Origin of the sequence: Methylobacterium sp. WCS2018Hpa-22 (genome assembly GCF_031843785.1) — a bacterium.
GTDB lineage: Bacteria > Pseudomonadota > Alphaproteobacteria > Rhizobiales > Beijerinckiaceae > Methylobacterium.
This window is the reverse complement of sequence record NZ_JAVTJA010000006.1, coordinates 244983-270665: the sequence shown is the minus strand read 5'-3', so window position 1 is coordinate 270665 and position 25683 is coordinate 244983. Positions and strand designations below refer to the sequence as shown.

Below are 25683 nucleotides of genomic sequence, written 5' to 3'. Positions count from 1 at the left end.
AACATGGAACGTCAAGATCATGTTGCATCGCAGCAAAAACGGTCAAATCAATCGCCAGGCATTAACCGGGCCGTAACCGCGTCGACCTAGCCTGATTGACAGATGTTGCGAGGTCACGGCGGCACGTTCGCCGGCTTTGCAGTGATGATGCAGTGCAAGCCGATCTCACGATCGGTTGTCGAGGACACCCCGTCGCGATGCGTAGCGTTCCGAGTCGCTCCCGGACGACCCATGGACTGCCGGCCCTCATTGCGGCCGCAGCCGTTCTCACGGCCATCGCCTCGCCCGCCGACGCGCGTCGCGGGCACCATCACCGGGGCGGCGGCGGGGGCTACAACCCACCCTACGCCGCCATGGTGATCGACGTGAAGACCGGCCGTACCCTGCATGCGGTCAACGAGGATTCCCTCCGGCATCCGGCCTCGATCACCAAGGTGATGACGCTCTACATGCTGTTCGAGCAGCTCGAGCGCGGCCGCTTTAACCTCGATTCGCCGCTGACCATCTCCGCCTTCGCAGCCTCCCAATCCCCATCCAAGCTCGGGCTCCGGCCTGGCTCGACGATCGAGGTCGAGGACGCGATCAAGGCCATCGTTACGAAATCCGCCAACGACGTGGCTTGCGCCATCGGCGAGAACATCGCTGGCTCCGAGCCGAAATTCGCCGAGATGATGACCCGCAAGGCGCAGGCCCTGGGCATGACCAGGACCAACTACGCCAATGCCTCGGGCCTGCCCGATGCGGACCAGATCACCACGGCGCGCGATCTGACCATCCTCGCCCGCGCGATCCAGGACCGGTTTCCGCGCTACTACAAATATTTCCAGACGCGCTCCTTCGCCTTCCGCGGCCGGGTCATCGGAAACCACAACCGCCTCCTTGGAAATGTCGAGGGCGTCGACGGTATCAAAACCGGCTACACCCGCGATTCGGGCTTCAACCTGATGACCGCCGCCAAGTCCGACGACCGCCAGATCGTCGCGATCGTGCTCGGCGGAAAGTCCGGCGCCAGCCGCGACCGGATCATGGCCGATCTCGTCCGGGCGAACCTGCCCCGGGCCTATGCCGGCAACCGCCAGACGCCGGCCGTGACGGAAGTCGCCGAGCGTGGCCGTCCCGCCGTGGTCGCGGACGCCACGTCGCGGACCCGCACGCAGGTCGCCTCGGCCGATGACGAGGACGTGGAGGTCGAGACCACCGCTTCGACCCAGCCCCTCGACATCAGCCCGCGCCAGACAACCACGCCCGGAAGCGCCGGCGCCAAGTGGCGGAGCGGCGCCCTCCCGGCCTCGGCTCAGGCCTATGCCCCGAGCAGCGCACCCGCCGCGTTCCCGGGAGCCAAAACCTCGCCCAGCGGCAAGTCCGACGCCCGCCTCGCATCGGTCGACGGCGCCCGGTCCGACCCCGCACCGAAGGCAGCATCCACGAGCCGCGTCACGCCCACCGCCTGGGTGATCCAGCTCGGCGCCATGGACGACGAAGACAAGGCCAAGTCGATGCTCTCCGAGGCTCGCAGCCGGGCCGGCAGCGCGCTCTCCAAGGCGTCACCTTACACCGTGCGGGTCGATCACGGCGGCGCCACCCTTTACCGGGCGCGGTTCTCCGGCTTCAGCGAACAGGAAGCCGCCCAGGATGCCTGCTCGACCCTGAAGCGCAACGGCTTCAACTGCTTCGCCACGCGAAGCTGAACTCCACCAACGCGACGGCTTCCCTCTTCAGGAGGCCGAAGCCGTCCTAACAACGGCGACGACGCCCTTCGCGTCTTCGTCGAACCCCGACGGCTGTTCGCCGGTCGGGTCTGATCGAGCATTTTTCTGGCAACGCGCGTGGAGTATCAGCGATGTCGGCTCACAAGCCTGTCTCGGGCCGCGTTGATACGCGAAGCCCCCTCGACCGTTCCGCCCTGGTCGGGATGCCACCGTTTCATCAGCGTCCGATGAGCCGTGCGGATCTGCTGCAAGGTCGCCCCGCTCTGAAGCCCCAGGATCTGGTGAGCCTCCTCCTGCGTCATCGACCCTGGATCCGGCGAACGGCGCGACCGCGCGTTGGCATCTCTCTCAGCGTCTACACGCCCGGCGGCAGTCCTGCCGTCGAGATACGTCTGTAGCCGGCGGGCGGCGATGCGATCCACCTTGCGGCAGACGGCGAAGATCTGCATGAGCGCCGCATCCGGAAGCTGTGACAGGCGACGGCCGGCATAGGGACCGATCTGAACGATCCCGTCAGCGGTCCGTCCGTCAGGCATCACCTCGAACAGCACGATCGTGGGCCGTGCGACGGCAACACGCCCGACCAGTCCGCGCAGCCGGACGACGAGGGCATCGACACCGTCGAGAAACCAGAACGCGATGCCCCCGAACAGGATCGCGAGTTCGACCCGTCCGCGAATTGCCGCCACAGCTGCCAGGGCGAGCAAGACATAGCCTCCGCTGCGTCTCACGACACGCGGCGTGATCAGGCGCCGCAAGCGCCGAACGAGTTGGGGCTTCGCGTTCTTCGCGTACCACCACAGGACGAACAGGGCCGCGAGGGCGGCGAGAATCGTCATCGGCGGATGTCGTGATCGAGTGAGACCCGTCCGGCGATCCGGATCTGGACCTCGCCAATCCGGTGCGAACCACTCCGCGAGCCGGTCTCCTCAGTAATACGGTCCGGGCAACGCTCACGAGACGGCGGGCGAACTCCCTCGGGAGCGTCGCCGGGGCATAAGCGCCGCGCCCTGTCGCTCGCTTCGGCCGGCATCGTGCCGAGCGCCAGCGCGACGCAGACGAGGGATCGGGACAGGCTGGCCTTCGTCGTCATTGCGTGTCTTGCGTGTTCTCGTGCGGCGCGGTTCCGTCCCTACTGCACCGGAAACGGCCAATGTGACAGCCCGAACCGGGAAAGCCTTATTGCCGCGTCTCTGCGACATCCGCCGTGGTGACCGTCACCTTGCGGATGCGCCCGTCCCGCTCCACAGCGAGCTCGATGGACTTGCCGATCCCCGCCGCTTCCATTGCCGCGGTGAGGTCGGCCAGGCGGTGCACGGGCTGGCCGGCGGCTCCGACGATGATGTCGCCTATCGTGCCGGTCTGAACGTCGACGCCACGCAAGCCGGCTTCGGCGGCCGGCGATCCGCGCAGAACCCGCAGGACCACGACACCGTCGATCCCGAGGCGCGCGGCGGTGGCCTCCTGCCCGGCGATGATGCCGATACCCGGATTGCGGGTGCGTCCGTTGCGGATGAGTTCGGGGACGACCCGGTTCACGACATCCACGGGAATCGCGAAACCGATGCCGGCGCTGGCACCGGAGGGAGAATAGATCGCCGTGTTGACGCCCACGAGGCGTCCGGCGGAATCGAGGAGTGGGCCGCCCGAATTGCCGGGATTGATCGCGGCGTCGGTCTGGATGACGCCGGACAGCTCCCTCCCCTCCCCCGTCGGGAGGCGGCGGCGAAGCGCGCTAATGACACCCGTCGTCAGGGTATGGTCGAGACCGAATGGATTCCCGATGGCGAAGGCCGATTGCCCGACCTTGAGATCCGCCGAGGTACCGATGGCGAGGGGCGGCGGAACGGCGCCGGTGCCGCCGAGGCGAAGTACGGCGAGATCGTAGCTCGGCGCAGTGCCGACGATCGTCGCCGGACGGACTTCACCCGAGGAAAGGCGAACGGACACCGACCCGCCCCGCTGGGCAGCCGATGCGACCACGTGATTGTTGGTGACCACATGCCCTGCGCCATCCCAGACGAAGCCCGTACCCGTCTGCGCACCGGTGCCGCCTTCGCCCTCCTCGGCGTCGGGGCTCATCAGGGAGCGCCCCTGTGCGGCGGCCTGGGCGAAGACATGCACGACCGATGGGCTCGCACGCTCGAACAACGTCGCAGTGGACACTTCCGCTTGGGCCAGATCCCCCCGCGCCGTGATCGCCCGCGGGGTTTCGGCCGAGAACAGGAGGGCCGCCATATAGGGCTGCCCGACATAGAGGGCCATGAGCACCAGGGCCGCTGTGATCGCGATGCGGCCAAAGCGGTCCGACATGTCACATCCCTTTCACAGCTTTGGAAAAATTCTGGACTGCGTCTGTCGCATTAACTGGTCGGTCACGCATCTCCGTTCAACTGTTTTGACGGGTGGCACGATCCGGGTGCGCAGGCACACGGTTCCGCCCCAACGTTCAAGCTACAAGTACGACAAGCACTGCCACTCTCAACTCTTCATCATAAAAAGAGGGCGTCCCAGAGCAGCGGCTTCAAGCTTTGTGTCCAAAACATGATGCTTAAGGCAGGGGATAAAAGATTGGGTCTGCCATACTCATCATGGCAATGCCTAAATTGATCGCAAAGATGCCCTAGAGATGCTTCCATTCTCACGGAAACACATCCCGCGCTGGCTGCGCCAAGTGCTGGTTCAGTCGCACAGACCCGCGGGGAATGACCCTCTCAGGTTCAAGGAAACATTGTTATGGAAACCGAAGCCCTCGAACGTCCTGCCGATCTGACGATCTGGCGGACTACTCCCGTCCCGGCGCCGCTGGCCCAGCCTGCGCGCTACGGCACCCTTCGCGAGGCGATCGAGGCCGCCGCAGGCGCCCTGACCGACCCGGCAAAGCAGCCGTGGATCATCACGGAAGAAGGCGAAATTCTCTCGCCGAACTGGATCCGCACCTATCTCAATTGATCCGCTACGGCTTCTGTCACCCGACTGACGAGCTCTTTTAGACCCAGCCGCCGGCGCGGAACCGACCGCGCCGCGCAGCGGGCGTAACGATGATGTAGCTAGTCGGACCCGCCTGTCCGATGCATGCGTCATCCTTTGCGGGCAACCCGACCCGTCCTACGGCATAGCCTGCCTCGATGCGGGCAATCATCGGGCCTTGTCGCCGATGGTGACCGAGGCTCAGACCTGCCGGTCCACGACCGCACCTTGGCCTTCGGGAAGAACGGCCTTCTGCTGATCGGCGGATTGCTGCAACATCTGGGAAATGGCCCGGTCGCTTTCGCCTTGCTTGCGTATGAAAGTCGTCTGCATCGACTCTCGCGTCGCAGCCGTCTGGTTCGACACGATCGACTGTGCAAGGCCGGCGATGGAATCACTCATGAACGGGGTTCCTCATGGCTCGAATGGGCATAGCCCGTTCGATCTTGCCAAACCTTGAAGAAGGCCGATCGCTATTATCTCGAATTTCTCCGCTCGATCCCGCCGTGTCGATAAATCTCCGGTTTGTTCACGAGGGTGACCAGCACGTAGGAAATGATCATCAGCAAATACCAGGCACCCAGTTTCTGCCAGGAAACCATCGCCCAGGTCGATGTCTGGTTCGGATAGAGCCAGACCCGCGTCCCCGTGCCGATATTTTCGGCAAACCAGATGAACAGTGCGACGAGCAGGAAGCCCAGGAGAAGCGGCATTCTCCGGTGCACCCGCCAGACTTTGAAATGCACCCAGGTTCGGCCGAACAACACGGCCGTTGCCGCGAACAACCCGAGGCGGATGTCCGTCGCGTAGTGATGGGTGAAGAAGTTCACGTAGATCGCCGCGGCCAGCAGGAGCGTCACGCCGGTGCCGGGATGATGGGTGAAGCGGAAGTCGAACAGGCGCCACACCCGGGCGATGTAGGAGCCGATGCTCGCATACATGAAGCCGGTGAAGAGCGGCACACCCGCAATGCGGAGCAGACTGGCCTCCGGATAGATCCATGACCCGACGGCAGTCTTGAAGATCTCCATCACCGTCCCGACCACATGGAAGAGCGCAATCACTTTCGCCTCCTCCCAGGTCTCCATGCGCAGGGCGAGAAGCGCTATCTGTATCGCCACCGCCGACAGCGTGAGAAAATCGTACCGACTGATCGCCGCATGCGGCGGATAGAGCAGGTAGCTCGCGATGAGCAGGGCGCAGAGCAAACCGCCGAACAGGCACGCCCACCCCTGCTTGATGCCGAACCTCAGGAATTCGTAGAGTCCCGCCGCGAAAGGTCCCCGCCCCAGGGCCCATGCACCGAGACGTGCCTCAATGCCGGCGAACCGGGCGATGGGCGGCCAGGTGCGGGCGGCGCTTTGGGTCTGGATGTCTGTCACGTAAGCGGTTCCGGCAGTGGCGCAGCCCGCCTTAGCGTAGCCGAGGGTGAAGCTCGACCTTATCGATAGCGCGGGAGGGCAATCGCTTGCCGATGCGGACGACCGAGCAAGACGCCGATTGGGAATCGGAGCGTGTGCGACGCGATCTGGCCCGCTTGCAGAAGCTCTTGGCCCGGCGTCGGTTTCGCGCCATCGCCATGCGCGTGTTTCGAGGCGTTCTTGGTAGCGGCGCCAGCTTCGCGGCGCTGATCAAGCTGAAGCTTGCCGGCTCGCTCGTGCTGAAGGGCGGTCTCGCCCTCCTCGTCGGGCTCAGCCTCGCCTGGCCGATCGTATTTGGAATCCTGCTTGCCCTGGCTTTCGTCGTCCTGGCGATCGTCGGAATCATGGAGGGTGAAACCCCCAACTGCCCGGACACGTGCTGGGAGGCCTCGAAGCGACGCGACAGGCTGCGCGAACTGATCGACGAACGCATCGAGTGGCTCGAAAGCCGATCAGGAGGCGCCGAGAACTGAACGATGCCGCAGTCTGAGGATGTGCCGGAAGCCCCTCTCCGCGGAGTCGGGATCGCGGTTCATCCTCAAAATGAATTTGAGAGGGATAGCCCGAAGCCGGCGCTTCACTATAATGCTTCGCCATACGCCGCCGCACGAGTTCGATCACATGACGTCCCGTATCCCTGATTTCGCGAACGTCCCCTACGCGGCAGATGCCTTCACGGCGCCCGTGCCGCCGGCAGGCGAGCCCTGGATGACGCCGGAAGGCATCCCGGTGAAGGGCGTCTACGGGCCGCAGGATCGCGAGGGGATCGAGTTTCTGCACACGTATCCCGGTGTCGCGCCTTATCTGCGCGGCCCCTACCCGACGATGTACGTGACGCAGCCCTGGACGATCCGGCAATATGCCGGCTTCTCCACGGCTGAGGATTCGAACGCCTTTTATCGGCGCAACCTCGCGGCCGGACAGAAGGGCCTGTCGGTGGCCTTCGATCTCGCCACCCACCGGGGCTACGATTCCGATCACCCGCGCGTCTCGGGCGATGTCGGCATGGCCGGCGTGGCGATCGATTCGATCTACGACATGCGGACGTTGTTCTCGGGCATCCCGCTGGACGAGATGACCGTCTCGATGACGATGAACGGCGCGGTGCTGCCGATCCTGGCGCTCTACATCGTGGCGGCCGAGGAACAGGGCGTGCCGCCGGAGAAGCTCGCCGGCACGATCCAGAACGACATCCTCAAGGAGTTCATGGTCCGCAACACCTACATCTACCCGCCGGCGGGTTCGATGCGGATCATCGGCGACATCTTCGCCTACACGTCGGCTCACATGCCGAAATTCAACTCGATCTCGATCTCCGGCTACCACATGCAGGAAGCCGGTGCGACGAACGACCTCGAACTCGCCTACACGCTCGCCGACGGCGTCGAGTACATCAAGGCCGGTCTCGCGGCCGGGCTGACCATCGACAAGTTCGCACCCCGCCTGTCGTTCTTCTGGGCCATTTCCACCAACTTCTTCATGGAAATCGCCAAGATGCGGGCCGCGCGCCTGATCTGGGCCAAGCTCGTGAAGGAGTTCGAGCCGAAGACCGACAAGTCCCTGCCCCTGCGCACTCACAGCCAGACAAGCGGCTGGTCGCTGACCGCCCAGGACGTGTTCAACAACGTCACCCGCACCTGCATCGAGGCGATGGCCGCAACGCAGGGCGGCACCCAGTCGCTCCACACCAACGCCCTCGATGAGGCGCTAGCGCTGCCCACCGACTTCTCGGCGCGCATTGCCCGCAACACCCAGCTGTTCCTGCAGCAGGAGAGCGGCACGACGCGGATCGTCGATCCGTGGGGCGGCTCCTACTATGTCGAGAAGCTGACCCAGGACATCGTCGCCCGCGCCTGGGAGCATCTCCGCGAAGTCGAGGAATTGGGCGGGATGGCCAAGGCCATCGAGGCCGGCATCCCCAAGCTGCGGATCGAGGAGGCTGCGGCCCGCGCCCAGGCGCGGATCGATTCCGGCCGCCAGACCATCGTCGGCGTCAACAAATTCAAGCCCGAGGATGACCGCGCCATCGAGCTGATGCGCGTCGACAACGGCAATGTCCGCATGCTCCAGATCGACAAGCTCAAAAGGCTGCGCGCCGAGCGCAACCAGGCCGACGTCGATGCGGCCCTTGCGGCACTGACCGCAGCCGCTAAAGGCGAGGGCAATCTCCTGGCGCTCGGTGTCGAGGCCGCCCGCGCGAAGGCTACGGTCGGAGAGATTTCCGATGCGCTGGAAAAGGCCTGGGGGCGACATCGCGCCGAGATCCGCTCGATCTCGGGCGTCTACAAGCGAGAGGTGGGTGGCATGTCGCCGGTGGTCGAGACCGTTCGTCAGCTCGTGGAGACCTTCGAGGAGAATGACGGGCGGCGCCCGCGCATCCTCGTCGCGAAAATGGGCCAGGATGGACATGACCGAGGTCAGAAGGTGATCGCCTCGGCCTTCGCCGATCTCGGCTTCGACGTGGATATCGGACCCCTCTTCGCCACTCCCGCCGAAGCCGCGCGTCAGGCTGTGGAGAACGACGTCCACATCGTCGGTGTGTCGTCTCTTGCCGCCGGCCACCTGACGCTGGTGCCTGAATTGAAGGCAGCCCTCACAGAACAAGGCCGGGGCGACGTGATGATCGTGATTGGCGGGGTCATCCCACCGGGCGATTATCCCGCCCTCCATGCCGCTGGCGCATCTGCGATTTTCCCACCCGGCACGGTCATTGCTGACGCTGCGGTGAAATTGATCGAAGAACTCAACGGAAGGCTCGGTTACAGCACGCGTCAGGCCGCCGAATAGGGCGTTCATGTTACACGACCGTAGTGCAAGAGATCGGCTTCGACGCTGGCCTCAAGCGCTTGCCTAATGCATTTATCGTTTTTGCCGCATTTTTCATCCCACGCCGGGTTGGTTGCGGCGCATTAAAATTGTATTTCGCGGCAACGTACTGAACTGAAATTGTGAGTTGACGCCGATGGCCTCAGGATTTTTCCCTCTCATCCATCCGGTCATCCTCTGCGGAGGCTCCGGTACGCGCCTCTGGCCTGCTTCCCGCGAGAGCATGCCGAAGCAGTTCACTCTGCTCGTGAACGCGGACAGTTCGACCTTCCAGGACACGGCCCGTCGGGTCACCGACGGAACCGCCTTCTCGCGGCCGACGATCATCACCAGCAGTGAAGCCCGCTTCATCGTGGCGGAACAACTTCTGCAGGCCGAGGTCCAAGCCGACATCGTGCTCGAGCCGGAGCGTCGCGATTCCGCCGCGGCCGTTGCGGTAGCCGCCCTCCATGCCGCCCGCCGCGACCCGGAGGCCGTGGTGATGATCCTGGCGGCCGACCATGTCATCGGTGACACCGCGGCCTTCGTCGAGGCTGCACGCGCCGCCGCGGTTGGTGCGCAGGCGGGCCGCATCATGACCCTCGGAATCGAGCCGACCGCTCCATCCACCGCCTATGGCTATATCCGCAAGGGCGCGCCCATCGACGGCGTAGAGGGTGCCTATGATGTCGGGCGCTTCGTGGAGAAGCCCAATCGTCATGGCGCGGAAAGCCTGATCGCCGACGGGGCCCTGTGGAACAGCGGGTACTTCCTGTTCCGGGCCGACGTCATGCTGGCCGAACTCGAGACCTATGTCCCGGAGATCCTGGCCGCGACACGCACGGCCCTCGACAAGGCGACGAGCGATCTCGATTTCCTGCGCCTGGATTCCGCCGCCTTCGCCAGCGCGCCGAAGACCTCCATCGATTACGCGGTGATGGAGCGGACCGATCGCGCCGGAGTCCTGCTGGTCTCCTTCCCTTGGTCCGATGTCGGCACCTGGGATGCGGTCTGGGACGTCCTGCCTCGTGATGCGTTGGGCAATGCTGTGCGCGGCCGCGTGGAACTCGTCGAGACCCGGGGCAGCCTGATCCATAGCGAGGGCGAGCACCTCACTGCGGTGGTCGGCGTCGACGACATCGTCGTCGTCTCGACCCCGGATGCCGTACTCGTCACCTCGAAGGCCAAGGCCGGGCTCGTCAAGGAGCTGGTCACGCAGCTGCGCGAGAAAGCCCATCCGGAGGCGGATGCCCATCGCCGGATGTTCCGCCCCTGGGGCTGGTATCAGCGCATCGATATCGGCGAGCGTTTCCAGGTGAAGCGCATCATGGTGACGCCGGGCGGGCGGCTCTCACTGCAGAAGCACTTCCACCGTGCCGAGCATTGGGTCGTGGTGCGCGGCACGGCCGAGGTCACCGTGGATGACCGTGTCGTGCTGGTTCACGAGAACGAGGCGGTCTACCTGCCCATCGGATCGATGCATCGCCTCACCAACCCGGGCAAGATCCCCCTCGAACTCATCGAGGTCCAGGTCGGATCCTATACCGGCGAGGACGACATCATCCGCGTCGAGGACATCTACGGGCGTTAAAACGAGAGACGGTCGGCCTCAGGCGGCCACAGGCCGCTCGGCCCGGCCGCGATAGGACAGGGCCTCGGCGAGATGGATGCGGCGCACCCGCTCCTCCCCGTCGAGGTCCGCCAGGGTGCGCGCCACGCGCAGGACGCGGTGAAAGCCGCGAGCCGAAAGGCGCATGGTTTCCGCCGCGTCGCGGATCAACGCCGTACCGTCGGCATCCGGCGCGGCCATCTCTTCGATCATCGGAGCCGGACATGTGGCGTTGGTGACGACGCCGGTGAGCCCCTGCGCGGTGAAGCGCTCGGTCTGCAGTGCCCGAGCGACTGCGACCCGCGCCGCCGTTTCGGCCGAGCCTTCGGCGGGAGGCGGTAGGATCAGATCGGCCGCCGTGACTGCCCCAACCTCGATTCGCAGGTCGATCCGGTCGAGGAGCGGCCCGGAGATACGGGCGCCATATTGCGCGACACAACGCTCGTTGGGTCCACGTCGACAGGCATAGCCCGGCTCGAGGGCCTGACCGCAGCGACACGGATTCATCGCGGCGATCAGCTGGAACCGCGCCGGATAGGTCACCCGGTGATTGGCGCGCGCGATCATGACCTCTCCGGTCTCCATCGGCTGGCGTAGGGAATCGAGCACCTGGGGTGTGAATTCGGGAAGCTCGTCTAGAAACAATACGCCGCCATGCGCCAGGGAGGCCTCGCCAGGGCGGGCATTCATTCCGCCGCCCACCAAGGCCGCCATCGAGGCCGAATGGTGGGGCTGGCGGAAGGGGCGCCGGTTCGAGAGTGCACCGCCTTTCAGCTCGCCGGCCACAGACTGGATCATCGAGACTTCGAGGAGCTCGCGCGGACCTAGCGGCGGCAGAATCGAAGGAAGCCGCGCGGCGAGCATGGATTTGCCCGCGCCCGGTGGGCCGTTCATCAGCAAGTTGTGCCCTCCGGCGGCGGCAATTTCGAGGGCTCGCTTGGCGCCTTCCTGGCCCTTGATGTCGCGAAGGTCGGGCAGGCGTCCCGTGCTCGTGGCCACGGCCGGTTCGGGCCGGGCCATCACCTGGCTTCCCTTGAAATGATTGGCCAGTTGAATCAGCGAACGCGGGGCCAGCACGTCCATATCGCCGCCGGCCCAGGCTGCCTCGGGTCCCGTCGCCGCTGGGCAGATCAGGCCAAGTCCTCGCGCATTCGCCGCCATCGCGGCGGGCAGGACGCCGTTCACCGCCGTGATCGTGCCGTCGAGAGCGAGCTCACCAAGAACGCAGTACCCGGCGAGCGCATCGGGTGGGATCGCGCCGATGGCGGCCATCACCGCGAGGGCGATGGGAAGGTCGTAATGCGAGCCTTCCTTCGGCAGGTCCGCCGGAGCGAGGTTGACGGTGATGCGCTTTGCCGGAAGCGCCAGTCCCGATGCGATCAGCGCGGAGCGCACGCGCTCGCGCGATTCCGCCACGGCCTTGTCCGCCAGCCCCACCACCATGAACATCACCGCCCCCGGGGCGATCTGGACCTGGACGTCGACGGCGCGCGCCTCGATCCCCTCGAAGGCGACTGTGGCGACGCGGGTGACCATGGATCCAGACCCCTGAGCTTATAGCCAAGGTTAGGATGCGCCATGGCTCATGACAACCAGCGCGTGCGCCCTCGCTGACGTATCATGGAACTCCATTCCCGATTCGCCGTTCGAAAGTGTCACTTTCCGGACCAAGGAGTTCCACCATGTCGATCAAGACTGCGAGCCTTGCTGCCATCGCCCTCGGTTTCGCCCTCACTGGCACCGCCTTCGCCGACCGTGCGCCGACCCCCGAGGAGCGTACCAAGATCGAAGCCACCTTGAAGAAGGAAGGCTTCACCAAGTGGGGCAAAATCGAAGTCGAGGAGCACGAGATCGACGTGGACGACGCCATCGATGCGAATGGCAAGCAGTTCGACCTCGAACTCGACCTCAAGACCTACGCGATCACCACTCGCGAAGCCGAATAAGCGCTTCGTCCGTCCTGGCGCTTGCGTTCCAGCAAGGCGCCGGCCATATAGCGCTCGGGAGGTTGGCGAGGGACGTTTCACTCGCCAACCGGGTCAGGTCCGGAAGGAAGCAGCCCTAACGAGACCGAGCGGGTCTTCGTCCAGCCTCCCACCTTCGTTTCTTTTGAGGTCCGCGTGGCGGCATCCCCCGACCCGGGGCCGCTCGAACCACGCAAGGCGGCATGGACGCGACCTCCGGCACTCCGAGCGATTTTCCCGGCCTTCCGGGTCTTCCCGAGCCCGTACCGGCGACCACGCCCTACCGGGTGCTGGCGCGCAAATACCGCCCCCAGAATTTCGATGATCTGATCGGCCAGGGCGCGATGGTCCGCACATTGGCCAACGCGTTCGCGGCCAATCGCATTCCACAAGCCTGGATGCTGACCGGTGTGCGCGGCGTCGGCAAGACGACGACCGCCCGCATCCTCGCCCGTGGCCTGAACTACCTGCGCGACGGGCATCCCGATACCGGCCCCACCATCGCCATGCCGGAGCTCGGCCGCCATTGTCAGGCGATCATGGAATCACGGCACATGGACGTGCTGGAGATGGATGCCGCCTCGCATACCGGTATCGACGACGTACGCGGCATCATCGACGGCATCCGCTATTCGCCGGTCTCCGCCCGCTACAAGGTCTACATCGTCGACGAGGTGCACATGCTCTCGGAGAAGGCGTTCAACGCCTTTCTAAAGACGCTGGAAGAACCGCCGCCCCACGCCAAATTCGTCTTCGCCACCACCGAGATCCGCAAGGTGCCGGTGACGATCCTGTCGCGCTGCCAGCGTTTCGACCTGCGTCGGGTCGAGGCCGACACCATGGTCGCCCATCTGGCCAAGATCTGCGCGGCCGAATCCGTCGAGGCCGAGCCGGAAGCCCTGGCGGCGATCACCCGCGCCGCCGAAGGTTCGGTGCGTGACGCGCTCTCGCTCCTCGACCAGGCCATCGCCCATGGCGCCGGCCTGGTCACCGGGGCGAGCGTGCGCGACATGCTCGGCCTCGCCGACAGGGGGCGGATCGTCGACCTGTTCGAGGCGGTGATGCGCGGCGACGTACCGACTTCTTTCGCCGAGATCCGCAGCCAGTACGAAGCGGGCGCGGATCCCGCCGTCGTCCTGTCGGACCTGGCGAGCTTCACCCATTTGGTCACCCGGCTGAAGCTCGTCCCCGATGCGGCGGCGGCCGACCCGACCTTGAGCGCCGACGAGCGCGGTCGCGGAAGTGAGTTCGCGGCCAAACTGTCCATCCGCGCCCTGTCCCGCGCATGGCAGATCCTGCTGAAGGCGATTCCCGAGGTCCAGACCGCCGCGAGACCGCTCGCCGCCGCCGAGATGGCTCTCGTCCGCCTGGCCTATGCCGCCGACCTACCGACGCCGGACGAGGCCCTGCGACAGTTGAAATCGGATGCGTTCGCCGCAACCCCGATGACATCGACGGGAGCTACACTGCCGAGTGCATCCGCGCCGAGCGGAGTGTCATCTGCGCATGCCGGAGCAGCACACTCGGCCACATCGGGCCCGCCGCCGGGGGCTTCGCAGTCATTGGCCGCACAATCGATGGCCTCGCCATCGATCGACTTGCCATCGATCGACTTGCCCCCGCCGCGTCCCGCGCTGACCCTCGCGGCGAGCGGCGGCGCGCGTGTGAATCTCGTCCCGGCCCCCGCCCCGGAAGCAGCGCCCCGCGAGGCTGGTCCGCGCCTGACCTGTTTCGAGGATATCGTCGCCCTCGCCGACGAGCGCCGCGACATCGGTCTCAAGATGGCGCTGGAACGGGAAGCGCATCTCGTACGGTTCGAGGAAGGGCGGATCGAGTTCCGCCTAGCGGAGGGGGGCCGGCAGAGCCTGCCCAACGATCTTGCCCGTTCGCTGGATGCCTGGACCGGCCGACGCTGGATCGTGGCGCTGTCGAAGGAGAAGGGAGAGCCCACCCTTGCCTACAAGGCACGCGCCGCGCTGGAATCGCGCCATGAGAACGCGGCGGCGCACCCTCTGGTGAGGGAAGTGCTCGCGCGCTTCCCCGGCGCCCAGATCATCGACGTGCGGGACAAGGCCCCCCCGGTGGAAGCGGCTGCCAGCGCGGATCTGACGCCGGTCGACCCCGAAAGCACCGGAGATCCGGACGACGAGGCATAGCGCTTCGCCGCTGCCGACCCCAGATGCCCTCCTGTAATCGTCTCACCTCGTTTTGAAAGCTCAGCCATGCGCGACCTCATGGGAATCATGAAGCAGGCCCAGGCCATGCAGGAGAAGATGGCGACCCTGCAGCGCGAGCTCGATACCGTCGAGGTCAGCGGCGCGTCCGGCGGAGGCGCGGTCGCCGTGACGATGACCGCCAAGGGCCTCGTGAAGGGCGTCACCCTCGATCCTGGGCTGATGAACCCCGACGAACGGGAGATCCTGGAAGATCTGATCGTGGCCGCGGTCAATGACGCGCGCGGGAAAGCCGAGCAGGTGGCGGCCGAACGTATGTCCGAACTGACCAAAGGATTGCCGATCCCGCCGGGGCTGAACCTGTTCTAGGTCTTCGGCCGGTTCTTCCTCGTAGGGGCCGATCCCGGCACGAGCCGGGATCGGACGATGATCTGTCTCAGGCCGCGATGACCTGAACCGGCTCGGCGGCGCGCACGTCGGCGTCCACATGGGCCTCGAAGCGCTTGAAGTTCTCCCGGAACATCGACACGAGGCGCGTCGCCGTCTCGGCGAAAGCCGTCTTGTTGCCCCAGGTCTTCACGGGCTGGAGAATGTGCGGCTCGACCCCCTGAACGAAAGCCGGAACCGCGAAGCCGAAATACGGATCGCGACGGAACTCGGTCTTCGACAGCGACCCGTCCAGGGCGGCACCGAGCAGGCGACGCGTGACGCGAATCGGCATGCGCCGTCCGGTACCGACACCTCCGCCGGTCCAGCCGGTATTCACCAACCAGCAATCCACATCGTGATGAGCGATGAGATCACGCAACAGGTTGCCGTAGACGCTCGGGTGCCGGGGCATGAAAGGTGCGCCGAAACAGGTCGAGAACGTCGCCTCGGGCGCCGTCAGGCCGCGTTCCGTTCCGGCCACCTTGGCGGTGTAGCCGGAGAGGAAGTGGTACATCGCCTCCGCGCCCGAGAGCTTGGCGATGGGTGGCATCACCCCGAACGCGTCGCAGGTGAGCATCACGATGTTCTTTGGGTGAGCGGCCCTGCCCGTGGCGCTGGCATTGGCGATGAAGTCGAGCGGGTAGGCGCAGCGGGTATTCTCGGTGAGCGACGCATCGTCGAAATCGGGGCGACGCGAGAGCGGGTCGATTACCACGTTCTCCATCACCGTGCCGAAACGCTCGGTCGTGGCGTAGATCTCGGGCTCGGCGTTGCGGGAGAGACGGATGGTCTTGGCGTAGCAGCCACCCTCGAAATTGAAGATGCCGTCCTTGCTCCAGCCATGCTCGTCGTCGCCGAGGAGCTGCCGCGAGGAATCGTTGGAGAGCGTGGTCTTGCCGGTGCCCGAGAGGCCGAAGAACAGGGCGGACTCGCCCTCGGCATCCAGCGCCGCATTGGCCGAGCAATGCATCGGCATCACGCCCGCGCCGGGCAGAACGTAGTTCAGATAGGTGAAGACCGACTTCTTCATCTCGCCGGCATAGGCGCTGCCGCCGATGAGGACGATCTTCCGGGTGAAGTCGATGGCGATGACGGTCTTCGAGCGGCAGCCGTGACGGTGCGGTTCGGCTTGGAAGCTCGGAAGATCGATGATCGTCAGACCGGGGACGTAATCCTCAAGAGCCGAACGGTCGGGCCGGATCAGCAGGTTGCGGATGAAGAGCGAGTGCCAGGCGAGTTCGGTGAAGACCCGCGCCTGGACACGGTGGGCCGGATCGGCGCCGCCATAGAGGTCCTGGGCGAAGAGTTCGCGCCCTTCGGCATGGCTGAGGAAATCCTGGTACAGCGTCTCGAATTGCTCGGGCGTAATCGCGCCGTTGTTCTCCCACCAGATTTCGTTCTCGGTGTTGGCGTCACGGACGATGAACTTGTCCTTCGGCGAACGACCGGTATGGCTGCCCGTGGTCGCCACGAGGGCGCCGCCATGGGCGAGCTGCGATTCACCACGGCTCAGGGATTCCTCGTAGAGCCGTGGGGGTTCCAGGTTCCAATGAACCGCCTTCAGATTGCGCAGGCCGATTTTTTCGGGTCCATGGCTGGCGTTGAAATCGCCGAAATGTGTCACGTCCGCTACTCCTCGAACACCTGATCGCTTTGAGGTCTGGCTTGGCCGGAATCTCCCATTCGTCTTCCGGACGGTCCGATGGAGCGTCCACGCGGTCGTTCAGGTCCGCCGCGCACAGGTTCACCACTCGATCGAATAGACCTGCTTATTCTCCGGCAGCCACCGGTCAATTGAGACGGCAACGGTTTAAAAGACGAACGAACGGATCTGTCAGAGAAACAAAGGGGTATCCGGAGCGGCGTCGGAACGCATGCGGCGGCGGCGATTCCTGACTACAAGACGACGAGATCCGACTCCATTTAACGAACACGGCCGCGGCCGTCTGACGGAACACTTATGGCCCAAGCCGTTGCCGGCCCCGAAATCGAACGCCTGATCCAGCTCCTCGCGCGAATGCCGGGGCTCGGCCCGCGCTCGGCCCGGCGCGCGGCGCTGCATCTCATCAAAAAGCGAGAAGCTCTGCTCGCTCCGCTGGCGGAGGCGATGCAGGTGGCCTCCGAGCGCATCGTCGTGTGCCAGGAATGTGGCAACGTCGATACAAGCGACCCATGCACCATCTGCCGGGACGCGTCGCGCGATCCCTCCATCCTGGTGGTGGTCGAGGATGTCTCGGATCTCTGGGCCCTGGAACGGTCAGGGGCGGTGACGGCGCGCTATCACGTCCTCGGTGGCGTGCTCTCCGCCCTCGATGGTGTCCGGCCGGAGCATCTCAATCTCGCGAGCCTCGTGGACCGGGCCGGGAATGGCGATGTCCGGGAGATCATCCTGGCGCTGAACGCCACGGTCGATGGCCAGACCACCGCGCATTACGTCACCGAATCCCTGGCGCATCACAGGCTGAAGGTGACCCGCCTCGCCCATGGCGTGCCGGTGGGGGGAGAGCTCGATTATCTCGACGAGGGGACACTCTCGGCGGCCATCCGAAGCCGGACGGCGTTCTGAGCCGCATCGTTACCCCGGCCGATTTGACCGGCCATCCGCCAAACCTTATCTGCGGGTCCGGCACGGCGGACCCGGGAGACAGGGAGCCGGGCCCTTTTCATCGACAGATCCGGCCGCGCCATGACCATCCGCCCCCTCGTCATCCTGCCAGACGCCCGCCTGCGTCAGGTGTCGACACCCGTCGGTACCATCGACGATGAGGTCCGCACCCTCGCGGCCGACATGCTGGAGACGATGTACGATGCCCCGGGCGTCGGCCTCGCCGCCATTCAGGTCGGCGTGACCAAGCGCGTGGTGACCATCGACACGTCGAAGGACGAGAACGCGCGCCAGCCGCAGGTCTTCATCGACCCCGAGATCGTCTGGGCTTCGGAGGAGAAGCGCGTCTATGACGAGGGCTGCCTGTCGATTCCCGAATATTACGGCGAAGTGGAGCGGCCCGACCGGGTGCGCGTACGCTTTCGCGACCTTTCCGGCGAAACCCGCGAGATCGAGGCGGACGGGCTTCTGGCCACCTGCATCCAGCACGAGATCGATCACCTCGACGGCGTACTTTTCATCGATCACCTGTCGAAGTTGAAGCGCGACCGGGTCATCAAGAAATTCGTCAAGGCGGCCAAGCGCGGCGAGGACGTCTGATCCCATCCTTCAACAGAGAGCGCGCGCGATGAAGCTCGTCTTCATGGGGACGCCCGATTTCGCCGTGGCGACCCTGGCGCGCCTGGCGGAAGACGGTCACGACATCGCCGCGGTCTATACCCGCGCCCCGGCGCGGTCCGGGCGCGGCATGGCGTTGCGTCCGTCTCTCGTCCATGCGCTGGCGGACAGGCTCGGCCTGCCGGTTCATACCCCCACGACGCTGAAGACGCCGGATGCGCTCACGCTGTTCCGATCGCACGGATGCGATGTCGCCGTGGTGGTCGCCTACGGGATGCTGCTGCCGCAGGCGATCCTCGACGTGCCGCGCCACGGGTGCCTGAACCTCCACGCCTCCCTGCTGCCCCGCTGGCGCGGGGCGGCACCGATCCAACGCGCGGTCATGGCAGGGGATACGGAGAGCGGTGTCGGCATCATGCGCATGGAGGCGGGCCTCGATACCGGCCCCGTAGCCCTGGAAGAACGGGTCGCCATCACCCCCGGCATGAGTGCGGGAGACCTTCACGATACGCTGATGCCCATTGGCGCGGCGCTCATGAGCCGGGCCCTCGGCCAGCTGGAACACGAGCCCCTCCCCCTCACGCCCCAATCCGAGGAGGGTCTCGTCTACGCGCACAAGATCACCAATGACGAGGCGCGCATCGACTGGTCCAAGCCGGCGGGTGAGGTGGCGAACCATATCAACGGGCTGTCGCCCTTCCCCGGAGCCTTCTTCGAGGCCGATCTCGGCAAGGGGCCGGAACGGGTGAAGGTGCTGCGCGCCCTGCCAAAGGAAGGACAGGGCACGCCCGGCACTCTGCTCGATGCGGCCGGAACCATCGCCTGCGGCGAGGGCGCCGTGCAGCTCACAGAATTGCGCCGGGCCGGCAAGGGCGGCATCGTCACGGGTGCGGAATTCGTGCGCGGTGCGCATCTCGCGCCGGGAACGCGCTTCCCGTGAACTCAGAGACCGGGGGCCGTCGCTGATGCCCCGCTACAAACTCGTCATCGAGTATGACGGCGCTCCGTTCTGCGGATGGCAGCGGCAGGCCGAAGACATCACCGTCCAGGGCGCCATCGAGGACGCCGTCAAACGCTTCACAGGGGAGGACCTGCGCCTGACCTGCGCCGGTCGGACGGATGCCGGCGTCCATGCCATCCATCAGGTGGCCCATCTGGACCTCATTAAGGACTGGCGCACGGATACGGTGCGCGACGCCCTGAACGCCCATCTCCGCCCGCTACCGGTCACCATCGTCAGCGCCGAGCGGGTCGGGCCCGGTTTCGATGCGCGCCACTCCGCCATTCGACGGCATTACCGCTACCGCATCTTCAACCGGCGCAGCCCGCCTGCCCTGACACGCGACCATGTCTGGCACGTGCCATGGCCGCTCGATGCCGAGGTGATGCACAGAGCCGCGCAAGGTCTCCTCGGTCGGCACGACTTCACCGCCTTCCGCGCCGCCGAGTGTCAGGCGAACAGCCCGATCCGTACCCTCGAACAGCTCGACGTGGCCACGGTGACGATGGGCCTGTTCGAGGAGATCGTGATCTCGACCTCGGCACGCTCGTTCCTGCACCATCAGGTCCGCGCCATGGTCGGAACGCTGATGATGGCCGGCTGCGGACGATTCGGCATCGCCGAGGTCGCCGACATCCTGGCGAGCCGCGACCGCGCCCGCTGCGGCCCGATGGCGCCCGCCAAGGGACTGACCTTCGTGGGGGTGGATTACGGACCAGACCGGGAATCTACTGAGTAAGCAATTTCAGATTGTATTTCGCCAGCGAAAAGGCATCTTCAGGCAACCTCGACGATTTTCGACATCGTGAGGCCTGGAGCCTTCGCCCGTGGAAACGCCATTCCAGATCATCCTCGTTCTCGCGACTGTCTTCGCGGTCGTCTCACCGCTGATCTTCGTCGCCATACGAGAGGCGATCAAACTTCAGAGACAGGAGATCATCACGGATCTCGCAACGGTCTTCGATAGATCGGATCAGCCGGGGCCGATGCTGATCCCCTCCTTCGAATTCGTGAAATACAAGTATTTCGTCGGGGCCAAGCGCAGCAGCGACCCGACCGCAGGCTTCGGTGGCGATGATCGAATGAATGCGATCGCGCGGGAGGCACATCGCAAACGCGAGGATTTCTCGAAGGTCTCCTGGCTCATCGGCTGCGCTCCATTCAGCGCATTCGCGGGGATCGGCATGTTCTATGGATTGTCGCTGCTCCTCTGGATGTTCGCCGGACAACCGACGACACCGTCCGGTTTCAGCTGGCCGGGCGTGACGTATCCGACGCCAGGTAGCCTGGGGCTGGTCTGGCTCCTGGGAATCTGCGCGGCCTTCGCCGGAAGCTACGTTACGGCGTTGCGCAGTTTCTACCGCGCGATCAAGAACTTCGACATGAGCCCCGGGACGATCGTCGGCGAGAGCATCAGGATGCTGGTCAGCATCGCGCTCGGGCCGATCCTCGTCATTTCTATCCTCTGGATCGGGACGGACGTGGTCTCCGCACTGCTGAAAGCAGATTCCCTCGCGACTGCGCCGGCCACCATCGCTGCAGTGGTCGTTGCCTGTTTCGTCGCCGGGATCATGCCAGATGTCGTCATGCGGAGCATCGTGCAAAGAGACCAGCTGAAGAACTTCAAACGCGAGGAAGAGGACGTCTTCCGGGCCTTCAAGATCACACCCGTAGAGATCATCGACGGGATCGACAGCAACATCCGTGTCAGGCTCGACGATCACCACATCCACTCGACACAGAACCTAGCGACCGCCAATCCGCTCATGCTGTTCGTAGAGACACCGTTCGGCGTCTACCAAATCATGGATTGGGTGGCGCAGGCGCAGCTCTGCTGTTCGGTCGGCAGAGAGAGGATCATCCGGCTTTGGCCCCTAGGCGTGCGGACCCTGTTCGACCTCGAACGGCTGGCCGCTTCCACCGACGGCACACACGAAAACCTGCTTCTGGAAGTCGGGCGCATCATCCTCGGTGACAGCCTCGTTCCGCTCAGTGTCAAGGATCCCAAGGCTGCGGCCGCGCTGACGAGAGCCAGTATCGAGCTGCGCCTGGACGACCCGCATGTCCACCGCCTTCGGCAGATCTACATCGCCGTCGGGGAAAGATTGGGCCCGCGCAATCGCCGCTTCACCTTGCACCGGCATCGCCTCCAATGCCGGTATCGCATTCGCGATAGCTGGGTTCGACGGTCGATGATGTGCAAGGCGTCGTGACGCCCATCAGGCTTTGGCTGGGTTCGCTGTTTCCCCGAAGTAAGCCGCCAGCACCCGTCCATAGATCGCGGTCAGTCGATCCAGATCGGCGATAGCCACGCATTCGTTGGTCTGGTGCATGGTCTCACCCACGAGGCCGAACTCGATGACCGGACAAGCATCCTTGATGAAACGGGCATCCGATGTGCCCCCGGTGGTGGACAGGATGGGGCGCAGCCCGGTCTCGGTTTCGATGGCTTCGACCACGAGGTCCGTGAACGCGTCCGGCGCGGTGAGGAAGGCGGGCGAGTTCGAAGGCTGAAGGTTCAGGGTGAACCGGACGGCGTTGCCGGCGGCCGCCTCCAGCCGCCGTTGGATCTCGGCACCCAGGGTTTCCGCCGTCCAACCCTCGTTGAAGCGAATGTTGAACGTGGCGCGGGCATCGGCCGGGATGACGTTGGTGGCCGGATTGCCCACATCGATGGTGGTGAATTCGAGGTTCGACGCATCGAAATGAGCGGTGCCGCCATCGAGTGGCTCGGTGAGAAGGGCGGAGGCGAGGCGCAGCAGGCCGGGGATGGGGTTCTCGGCCTTGTGGGGATAGGCCACGTGGCCCTGGCGGCCATGGACGACGAGCTTGCCGGTGAGAGACCCGCGCCGACCGATCTTGATCATCTCGCCGAGGCGCGCCGGGTTGGTGGGCTCGCCGAGAAGGCAATGATCGAAACGCTCGCCCCGCGCCTTCGCCCATTCGAGGAGCTTCACCGTGCCGTTGATGGCTGGCCCCTCCTCGTCGCCGGTGATGAGGAACCCGATGGAGCCGTTGAACGCCCCTCCCCGCTCGGCGACAAAAGCAAGCGCCGCCGAGAGCATACAGGCGATACCGCCCTTCATATCGACCGCGCCGCGGCCGTAGAGCATGCCGTCCGCTACCGCGCCATCGAACGGCCCGTGCCGCCACGCTTCGACGGAGCCTGGCGGGACAACGTCGGTATGGCCCGCGAAAACGAGATAGGGGCTGCCTGTTCCGATCCGCGCGTAGAGATTGAAGATGTCGGGCGTTCCGGGCTCCGAGAAGCGCGGGCGATCGACGGTGAAACCCGCCTCCTCCAGGACGCCACCGAGCCATTGCAGGGCACCGCCCTCCTCCGGCGTCACCGACGGGCAGCGGATGAGGGCCTGGGCGAGGGCCAACGGCGAGTGATCGGCGATAACGGGAGAGGACACGGGCATCGTCTCGTCGAGATGGGACATTCTACCGTCGCGCATAAGCGGCACGGCATCGGGACGCAAATACCGTCCCGATGCCCTTTCGGCGCTTCGCCGCAAGGGCTATTTCACCGGGATGGCCTTCTCCAGCGACGAAGTCGAACGCTACGCCCGCCACCTCGTCCTGCGTGAGGTCGGAGGACCGGGACAGGCGCGTTTGCAGGCGGCGCGGGTGCTCGTCATCGGCGCCGGCGGGCTTGGCGCTCCACTGATCCAGTATCTGGCAGCGGCCGGCATCGGCACGATCGGCATCGTCGACGACGACACGGTCTCGCTCTCCAATCTGCAGCGGCAGGTCATTCACGGCACGCCGGATATCGGCCGTGCGAAGATCGACAGCGCCACCGATGCCGTGGCGCGTCTGAACCCGCATGTGCGGATCGAACCGCATCTCATGCGGATCGACGCGGACAACGCCGTCGCGTTGATCGGCCGATACGATGTCGTCGCCGATGGGTCGGACAATTTCGCGACCCGCTATGCCGTCTCCGATGCCTGTTTCCACGCCAAGCGTCCGCTCGTCACGGCCGCTCTCGGGCAATTCGACGGCACACTGACGACAATCCGGGCCCATGAGACCGGACCGGACGGCCGCCCGAATCCGACCTATCGCTGCCTGTTCCCGAACCCGCCTCCCCCTGGCAGCGTGCCCGCCTGCGCCGAGGCCGGTGTGCTCGGTGCTCTGGCCGGGGTAATGGGATCTCTGATGGCGATGGAAGTGATCCGCGCGGTAGCGGATTTCGGCGAGCCGCTGGTGGGACGGCTGCTCATGGTCGATGCCCGATCCATGCGGTTCGAGACGCTCGGCTATGGTTGGGACGAAGGAAATTCGTTGAACGGATCGGCGAATTAGGGACCGGAAAGTCGCTTTCGCGGCCCATTGTCCACCGAATACGGTACCGCGCATCCGGCAAGCGGGGCTGCTTTCGTGCCCCTGAACCCACGTCGTGAGCGTTCCGTGAGATTCCGGAATTCAGGATTTAGAGGGCTTCTCCGGATCGGGCGTGACGCCGTTCCAATGCGGCCCGACCAGATTGCTGTGACCCGCCGGGTCGGAGACCCGGGTGCCGGAGGTCGTGAAGGCCTGGTAGGCGAAGCGCTGCTGCTGGTTGAGAAGCATGGCGGCCAGCGTGCCGAGGGCGACGGCAACGACGAGGGCGATGATGAAAGCTTTCATGGACGTTGTCTGATCCTCGACATGCCGGCTCCGGTCGCCGAACGCCTGTATTAGTCCGTCAGGTTACTCGGCAGGCACCTGATGGCGCCCTAGCTGCGGGCCGCTGGCGTTCTTGGCCTGCTCTTCCTCGACCCAGAGGTCGTGGTGGACCTTTGCCCAGCCGAGATCGACTTTGCCGCTGCCCATGGCGTCGTAGGCGCCCTCCATGCCGAGGGTACCGATGTAGATATGGGCGAGGATGCCGGCGATGAAGGCGATGCCGATGAGGGCGTGGATCACCTGCATCAGCTGCATTCCGGTGATGTCGGTGAGGGCGAAGGGAAAGATCATCATCAGGCCGGTGACGCTCATGGCCGTGCCGAAGCCGATCACCATCCAGAACACCATCTTTTGGCCTGCGTTGAAACGGCCAGCGCTGGGATGCTTGTTGCCGATGAAGCCGCCGAAGGCCTTGATCCAGGCAATGTCGATCTTGTTCGGGATGTTGTCCTTCAGCCAGAGCACCAGCATCAGCGCGACGCCGATCATGAACGGCCACGCGAGGTAGATGTGGCTGAACTTCGCGTATTGCGCCACCACGCCGAACGCATCCGCACCGATGAGCGGCATCAGCAGGCGCTTGCCGAAGATGTAGTTCAGGCCGGACAGGGCCAGGATGATGAAGCAGCTCGACGTCATCCAGTGCGCGAACCGCTCGAATCCATTGAAGCGCAGGATCTTGCGGCCCGTATCGGGACCGGGCTCCATCAGGATACGGCCCCGGAAGAAGTAGAACAGGCCGAGAAGCGCGACGGCGCCGAGGACGGCGAGCGCGCTGAGCCAGGGCAGCCACCGTTCCCGGAAATCACGGTAGTCGCGGCCGGCGGGCTGGATCAGGTGCGCCGCCTTGCCGTCGGGGATGCTGATGCGGCCGGTGATCTTCGGGTCCTGCTTGAACAGGAACTCCTCGTTGACGGATTCCGCCGTCGGGTTCTGCCCGGTCGGGTTCAGCCCGTCGCGCGTCTGTTGCGCGAAGGAGGCCGATGAGGCGCCGACAGCCGCCGTGAGGATGGTCGCTGCGACCAGCGTCCTGAAAGTCGTCAGTGTCCGCCGCATCGGCGTTTCCTTCCTGAAGTCTCGACCCCGGCAGTCCAGTCCGTCGCCTAGATGGCGACGGTTTCGCGATAGGCGGTCTTCCAGCCCCAGGCGCCGGAGCCGTAGCCGCGCTTGATCACGCGCTGCTTGTAGATCTGGGCGATCATCTCACCGTCACCCGCCAGCAACGCCTTGGTCGAGCACATCTCGGCGCAGAGCGGCAGCTTGCCCTCGGCGAGACGGTTCGAACCGTATTTCTCGTACTCGATGGTGGAGAGATCGGATTCGGGACCGCCGGCGCAGTAGGTGCACTTGTCCATCTTACCGCGCGAACCGAAGTTGCCGACCTTCGGATATTGCGGCGCGCCGAACGGACAGGCGTAGAAGCAGTATCCGCAGCCGATGCAGATGTCCTTCGAATGCAGCACCACCGCGTCGGCCGTGGTGTAGAAGCAATTCACCGGGCACACCGCCGCGCAGGGCGCGTCGGTGCAGTGCATGCAGGCCATGGAGACCGAGCGCTCGCCGGGCTTGCCGTCATTGAGCGTGACGACACGCCGGCGGTTGATGCCCCACGGCACCTCGTGCTCGTTCTTGCAAGCGGTGACGCAGGCGTTGCACTCGATGCAGCGGTCCGCGTCGCAGAGGAATTTCATGCGAGCCATGG

Annotated in this window: 25 protein-coding genes and 1 other RNA gene; 15 read left to right on the top strand and 11 right to left on the bottom strand. The window is 65.1% G+C overall.

All coding sequences use genetic code 11. The annotated features are described in order from the left end of the window. Positions 1–197: 197 nt before the first annotated feature. A complete protein-coding gene (locus RQI43_RS10625) occupies positions 198–1688 on the top strand; it encodes a D-alanyl-D-alanine carboxypeptidase (RefSeq protein ID WP_207412809.1) in 1491 nt (496 codons plus the stop codon). Between the two features lie 146 nt (positions 1689–1834). Here the strand turns inward: RQI43_RS10625 and RQI43_RS10620 are convergent, their stop codons facing one another. The 3 genes from RQI43_RS10620 to RQI43_RS10610 form a co-directional block, all read right to left on the bottom strand. Further along, positions 1835–2548 carry a DnaJ domain-containing protein gene (locus RQI43_RS10620; protein WP_311275122.1) on the bottom strand — a complete coding sequence of 238 codons (714 nt, stop codon included), beginning with the start codon at positions 2546–2548 and terminating at the stop codon, positions 1835–1837. Further along, positions 2545–2802, bottom strand: coding sequence for a hypothetical protein (locus RQI43_RS10615; RefSeq protein WP_311275121.1), 258 nt, complete (start codon positions 2800–2802; stop codon positions 2545–2547). Before RQI43_RS10615 ends, RQI43_RS10620 begins: the two co-directional genes overlap by 4 nt. 86 nt (positions 2803–2888) lie before the next feature. After that, positions 2889–4022: a trypsin-like peptidase domain-containing protein gene (locus RQI43_RS10610; RefSeq protein ID WP_311275120.1), complete on the bottom strand. Its 1134-nt coding sequence runs from the start codon at positions 4020–4022 to the stop codon at positions 2889–2891. 423 nt (positions 4023–4445) lie between these two features. On the opposite strand from RQI43_RS10610, the gene RQI43_RS10605 reads away from it, so the two are divergent. After that, a complete protein-coding gene (locus tag RQI43_RS10605) occupies positions 4446–4661 on the top strand; it encodes a hypothetical protein (RefSeq protein ID WP_018044781.1) in 216 nt (71 codons plus the stop codon). A gap of 219 nt (positions 4662–4880) precedes the next feature. On the opposite strand, the gene RQI43_RS10600 is transcribed toward RQI43_RS10605, so the two are convergent. Both RQI43_RS10600 and RQI43_RS10595 read right to left on the bottom strand, forming a co-directional pair. Continuing rightward, complete coding sequence (locus RQI43_RS10600; RefSeq protein WP_056430960.1) at positions 4881–5081, bottom strand: hypothetical protein; 201 nt, start codon at positions 5079–5081, stop codon at positions 4881–4883. Between the two features lie 74 nt (positions 5082–5155). Further along, on the bottom strand, positions 5156–6061 hold the full coding sequence (locus RQI43_RS10595) for a DUF817 domain-containing protein (RefSeq protein ID WP_311275119.1): 906 nt from the start codon (positions 6059–6061) through the stop codon (positions 5156–5158). 92 nt (positions 6062–6153) lie between these two features. Between RQI43_RS10595 and RQI43_RS10590 the strand changes: the two genes are divergently transcribed. From RQI43_RS10590 to RQI43_RS10580, 3 genes are all read left to right on the top strand, one after another. Continuing rightward, positions 6154–6573, top strand: coding sequence for a hypothetical protein (locus tag RQI43_RS10590; RefSeq protein WP_311275140.1), 420 nt, complete (start codon positions 6154–6156; stop codon positions 6571–6573). Between the two features lie 148 nt (positions 6574–6721). After that, positions 6722–8887 carry a methylmalonyl-CoA mutase gene (scpA, locus tag RQI43_RS10585; protein ID WP_311275118.1) on the top strand — a complete coding sequence of 722 codons (2166 nt, stop codon included), beginning with the start codon at positions 6722–6724 and terminating at the stop codon, positions 8885–8887. Positions 8888–9062: 175 nt separating this feature from the next. Beyond that, positions 9063–10496: a mannose-1-phosphate guanylyltransferase/mannose-6-phosphate isomerase gene (locus tag RQI43_RS10580; protein WP_311275117.1), complete on the top strand. Its 1434-nt coding sequence runs from the start codon at positions 9063–9065 to the stop codon at positions 10494–10496. Positions 10497–10514: 18 nt separating this feature from the next. Here the strand turns inward: RQI43_RS10580 and RQI43_RS10575 are convergent, their stop codons facing one another. Further along, on the bottom strand, positions 10515–12050 hold the full coding sequence (locus RQI43_RS10575) for a YifB family Mg chelatase-like AAA ATPase (protein ID WP_311275116.1): 1536 nt from the start codon (positions 12048–12050) through the stop codon (positions 10515–10517). Positions 12051–12196: 146 nt separating this feature from the next. On the opposite strand from RQI43_RS10575, the gene RQI43_RS10570 reads away from it, so the two are divergent. The 4 genes from RQI43_RS10570 to RQI43_RS10555 all read left to right on the top strand — a co-directional run bounded on the left by RQI43_RS10570 (position 12197) and on the right by RQI43_RS10555 (position 15021). Next, positions 12197–12460, top strand: coding sequence for a PepSY domain-containing protein (locus tag RQI43_RS10570; RefSeq protein WP_056430974.1), 264 nt, complete (start codon positions 12197–12199; stop codon positions 12458–12460). A gap of 56 nt (positions 12461–12516) precedes the next feature. Beyond that, an RNA gene (ffs, locus tag RQI43_RS10565) (signal recognition particle sRNA small type) lies at positions 12517–12613 on the top strand. A 68-nt stretch (positions 12614–12681) separates the two neighbouring features. Further along, positions 12682–14634, top strand: coding sequence for a DNA polymerase III subunit gamma/tau (locus RQI43_RS10560; protein ID WP_311275115.1), 1953 nt, complete (start codon positions 12682–12684; stop codon positions 14632–14634). Positions 14635–14700: 66 nt separating this feature from the next. Further along, positions 14701–15021, top strand: coding sequence for a YbaB/EbfC family nucleoid-associated protein (locus RQI43_RS10555; protein WP_311275114.1), 321 nt, complete (start codon positions 14701–14703; stop codon positions 15019–15021). A gap of 67 nt (positions 15022–15088) precedes the next feature. On the opposite strand, the gene RQI43_RS10550 is transcribed toward RQI43_RS10555, so the two are convergent. Then, positions 15089–16705: a phosphoenolpyruvate carboxykinase gene (locus tag RQI43_RS10550; protein ID WP_311275113.1), complete on the bottom strand. Its 1617-nt coding sequence runs from the start codon at positions 16703–16705 to the stop codon at positions 15089–15091. A 336-nt stretch (positions 16706–17041) separates the two neighbouring features. On the opposite strand from RQI43_RS10550, the gene recR reads away from it, so the two are divergent. The 5 genes from recR to RQI43_RS10525 all read left to right on the top strand — a co-directional run bounded on the left by recR (position 17042) and on the right by RQI43_RS10525 (position 21517). Beyond that, on the top strand, positions 17042–17647 hold the full coding sequence (gene recR, locus RQI43_RS10545; protein ID WP_311275112.1) for a recombination mediator RecR: 606 nt from the start codon (positions 17042–17044) through the stop codon (positions 17645–17647). A gap of 120 nt (positions 17648–17767) precedes the next feature. Continuing rightward, complete coding sequence (locus RQI43_RS10540) at positions 17768–18286, top strand: peptide deformylase (protein ID WP_207412799.1); 519 nt, start codon at positions 17768–17770, stop codon at positions 18284–18286. 28 nt (positions 18287–18314) lie between these two features. Further along, on the top strand, positions 18315–19244 hold the full coding sequence (fmt, locus tag RQI43_RS10535) for a methionyl-tRNA formyltransferase (RefSeq protein WP_311275111.1): 930 nt from the start codon (positions 18315–18317) through the stop codon (positions 19242–19244). A gap of 25 nt (positions 19245–19269) precedes the next feature. Continuing rightward, positions 19270–20043 carry a tRNA pseudouridine(38-40) synthase TruA gene (truA, locus tag RQI43_RS10530; RefSeq protein WP_311275110.1) on the top strand — a complete coding sequence of 258 codons (774 nt, stop codon included), beginning with the start codon at positions 19270–19272 and terminating at the stop codon, positions 20041–20043. Positions 20044–20290: 247 nt separating this feature from the next. After that, entirely contained in the window at positions 20291–21517 is a 1227-nt protein-coding gene (locus RQI43_RS10525) for a hypothetical protein (protein ID WP_311275109.1), read from the top strand. A 6-nt stretch (positions 21518–21523) separates the two neighbouring features. Here RQI43_RS10525 and dapE read toward each other — a convergent pair whose 3' ends face one another. After that, on the bottom strand, positions 21524–22729 hold the full coding sequence (gene dapE, locus RQI43_RS10520; RefSeq protein WP_311275138.1) for a succinyl-diaminopimelate desuccinylase: 1206 nt from the start codon (positions 22727–22729) through the stop codon (positions 21524–21526). Positions 22730–22841: 112 nt separating this feature from the next. On the opposite strand from dapE, the gene RQI43_RS10515 reads away from it, so the two are divergent. Further along, the gene (locus tag RQI43_RS10515; RefSeq protein WP_311275108.1) at positions 22842–23618 is read left to right on the top strand and encodes a molybdopterin-synthase adenylyltransferase MoeB; all 777 of its coding nucleotides are present in this window, start codon (positions 22842–22844) and stop codon (positions 23616–23618) included. 120 nt (positions 23619–23738) lie between these two features. On the opposite strand, the gene RQI43_RS10510 is transcribed toward RQI43_RS10515, so the two are convergent. The 3 genes from RQI43_RS10510 to fdh3B form a co-directional block, all read right to left on the bottom strand. Continuing rightward, entirely contained in the window at positions 23739–23942 is a 204-nt protein-coding gene (locus RQI43_RS10510) for a hypothetical protein (RefSeq protein WP_207412793.1), read from the bottom strand. Positions 23943–24005: 63 nt separating this feature from the next. Beyond that, positions 24006–25037: a formate dehydrogenase subunit gamma gene (locus tag RQI43_RS10505; protein WP_311275107.1), complete on the bottom strand. Its 1032-nt coding sequence runs from the start codon at positions 25035–25037 to the stop codon at positions 24006–24008. Between the two features lie 47 nt (positions 25038–25084). Further along, a complete protein-coding gene (fdh3B, locus tag RQI43_RS10500; RefSeq protein WP_056431009.1) occupies positions 25085–25681 on the bottom strand; it encodes a formate dehydrogenase FDH3 subunit beta in 597 nt (198 codons plus the stop codon). Positions 25682–25683: the final 2 nt, after the last annotated feature.

Bases quoted from the DNA above. Each gene is read 5' to 3' on its own strand.
- RQI43_RS10620 (WP_311275122.1), bottom strand. From the start codon at position 2,548: ATGACGATTCTCGCCGCCCTCGCGGCCCTGTTCGTCCTGTGGTGGTAC.
- RQI43_RS10580 (WP_311275117.1), top strand. From the start codon at position 9,063: ATGGCCTCAGGATTTTTCCCTCTCATCCATCCGGTCATCCTCTGCGGA.
- RQI43_RS10540 (WP_207412799.1), top strand. From the start codon at position 17,768: ATGACCATCCGCCCCCTCGTCATCCTGCCAGACGCCCGCCTGCGTCAG.
- RQI43_RS10570 (WP_056430974.1), top strand. From the start codon at position 12,197: ATGTCGATCAAGACTGCGAGCCTTGCTGCCATCGCCCTCGGTTTCGCC.
- RQI43_RS10515 (WP_311275108.1), top strand. From the start codon at position 22,842: ATGGCCTTCTCCAGCGACGAAGTCGAACGCTACGCCCGCCACCTCGTC.
- RQI43_RS10605 (WP_018044781.1), top strand. From the start codon at position 4,446: ATGGAAACCGAAGCCCTCGAACGTCCTGCCGATCTGACGATCTGGCGG.
- fdh3B (WP_056431009.1), bottom strand. From the start codon at position 25,681: ATGGCTCGCATGAAATTCCTCTGCGACGCGGACCGCTGCATCGAGTGC.
- RQI43_RS10555 (WP_311275114.1), top strand. From the start codon at position 14,701: ATGCGCGACCTCATGGGAATCATGAAGCAGGCCCAGGCCATGCAGGAG.
- RQI43_RS10525 (WP_311275109.1), top strand. From the start codon at position 20,291: ATGCTGATCCCCTCCTTCGAATTCGTGAAATACAAGTATTTCGTCGGG.
- RQI43_RS10505 (WP_311275107.1), bottom strand. From the start codon at position 25,037: ATGCGGCGGACACTGACGACTTTCAGGACGCTGGTCGCAGCGACCATC.
- truA (WP_311275110.1), top strand. From the start codon at position 19,270: ATGCCCCGCTACAAACTCGTCATCGAGTATGACGGCGCTCCGTTCTGC.
- RQI43_RS10625 (WP_207412809.1), top strand. From the start codon at position 198: ATGCGTAGCGTTCCGAGTCGCTCCCGGACGACCCATGGACTGCCGGCC.
- dapE (WP_311275138.1), bottom strand. From the start codon at position 22,729: ATGCCCGTGTCCTCTCCCGTTATCGCCGATCACTCGCCGTTGGCCCTC.
- scpA (WP_311275118.1), top strand. From the start codon at position 6,722: ATGACGTCCCGTATCCCTGATTTCGCGAACGTCCCCTACGCGGCAGAT.
- RQI43_RS10615 (WP_311275121.1), bottom strand. From the start codon at position 2,802: ATGACGACGAAGGCCAGCCTGTCCCGATCCCTCGTCTGCGTCGCGCTG.
- RQI43_RS10510 (WP_207412793.1), bottom strand. From the start codon at position 23,942: ATGAAAGCTTTCATCATCGCCCTCGTCGTTGCCGTCGCCCTCGGCACG.
- RQI43_RS10560 (WP_311275115.1), top strand. From the start codon at position 12,682: ATGGACGCGACCTCCGGCACTCCGAGCGATTTTCCCGGCCTTCCGGGT.
- fmt (WP_311275111.1), top strand. From the start codon at position 18,315: ATGAAGCTCGTCTTCATGGGGACGCCCGATTTCGCCGTGGCGACCCTG.
- RQI43_RS10575 (WP_311275116.1), bottom strand. From the start codon at position 12,050: ATGGTCACCCGCGTCGCCACAGTCGCCTTCGAGGGGATCGAGGCGCGC.
- RQI43_RS10600 (WP_056430960.1), bottom strand. From the start codon at position 5,081: ATGAGTGATTCCATCGCCGGCCTTGCACAGTCGATCGTGTCGAACCAG.
- RQI43_RS10590 (WP_311275140.1), top strand. From the start codon at position 6,154: ATGCGGACGACCGAGCAAGACGCCGATTGGGAATCGGAGCGTGTGCGA.
- recR (WP_311275112.1), top strand. From the start codon at position 17,042: ATGGCCCAAGCCGTTGCCGGCCCCGAAATCGAACGCCTGATCCAGCTC.
- RQI43_RS10610 (WP_311275120.1), bottom strand. From the start codon at position 4,022: ATGTCGGACCGCTTTGGCCGCATCGCGATCACAGCGGCCCTGGTGCTC.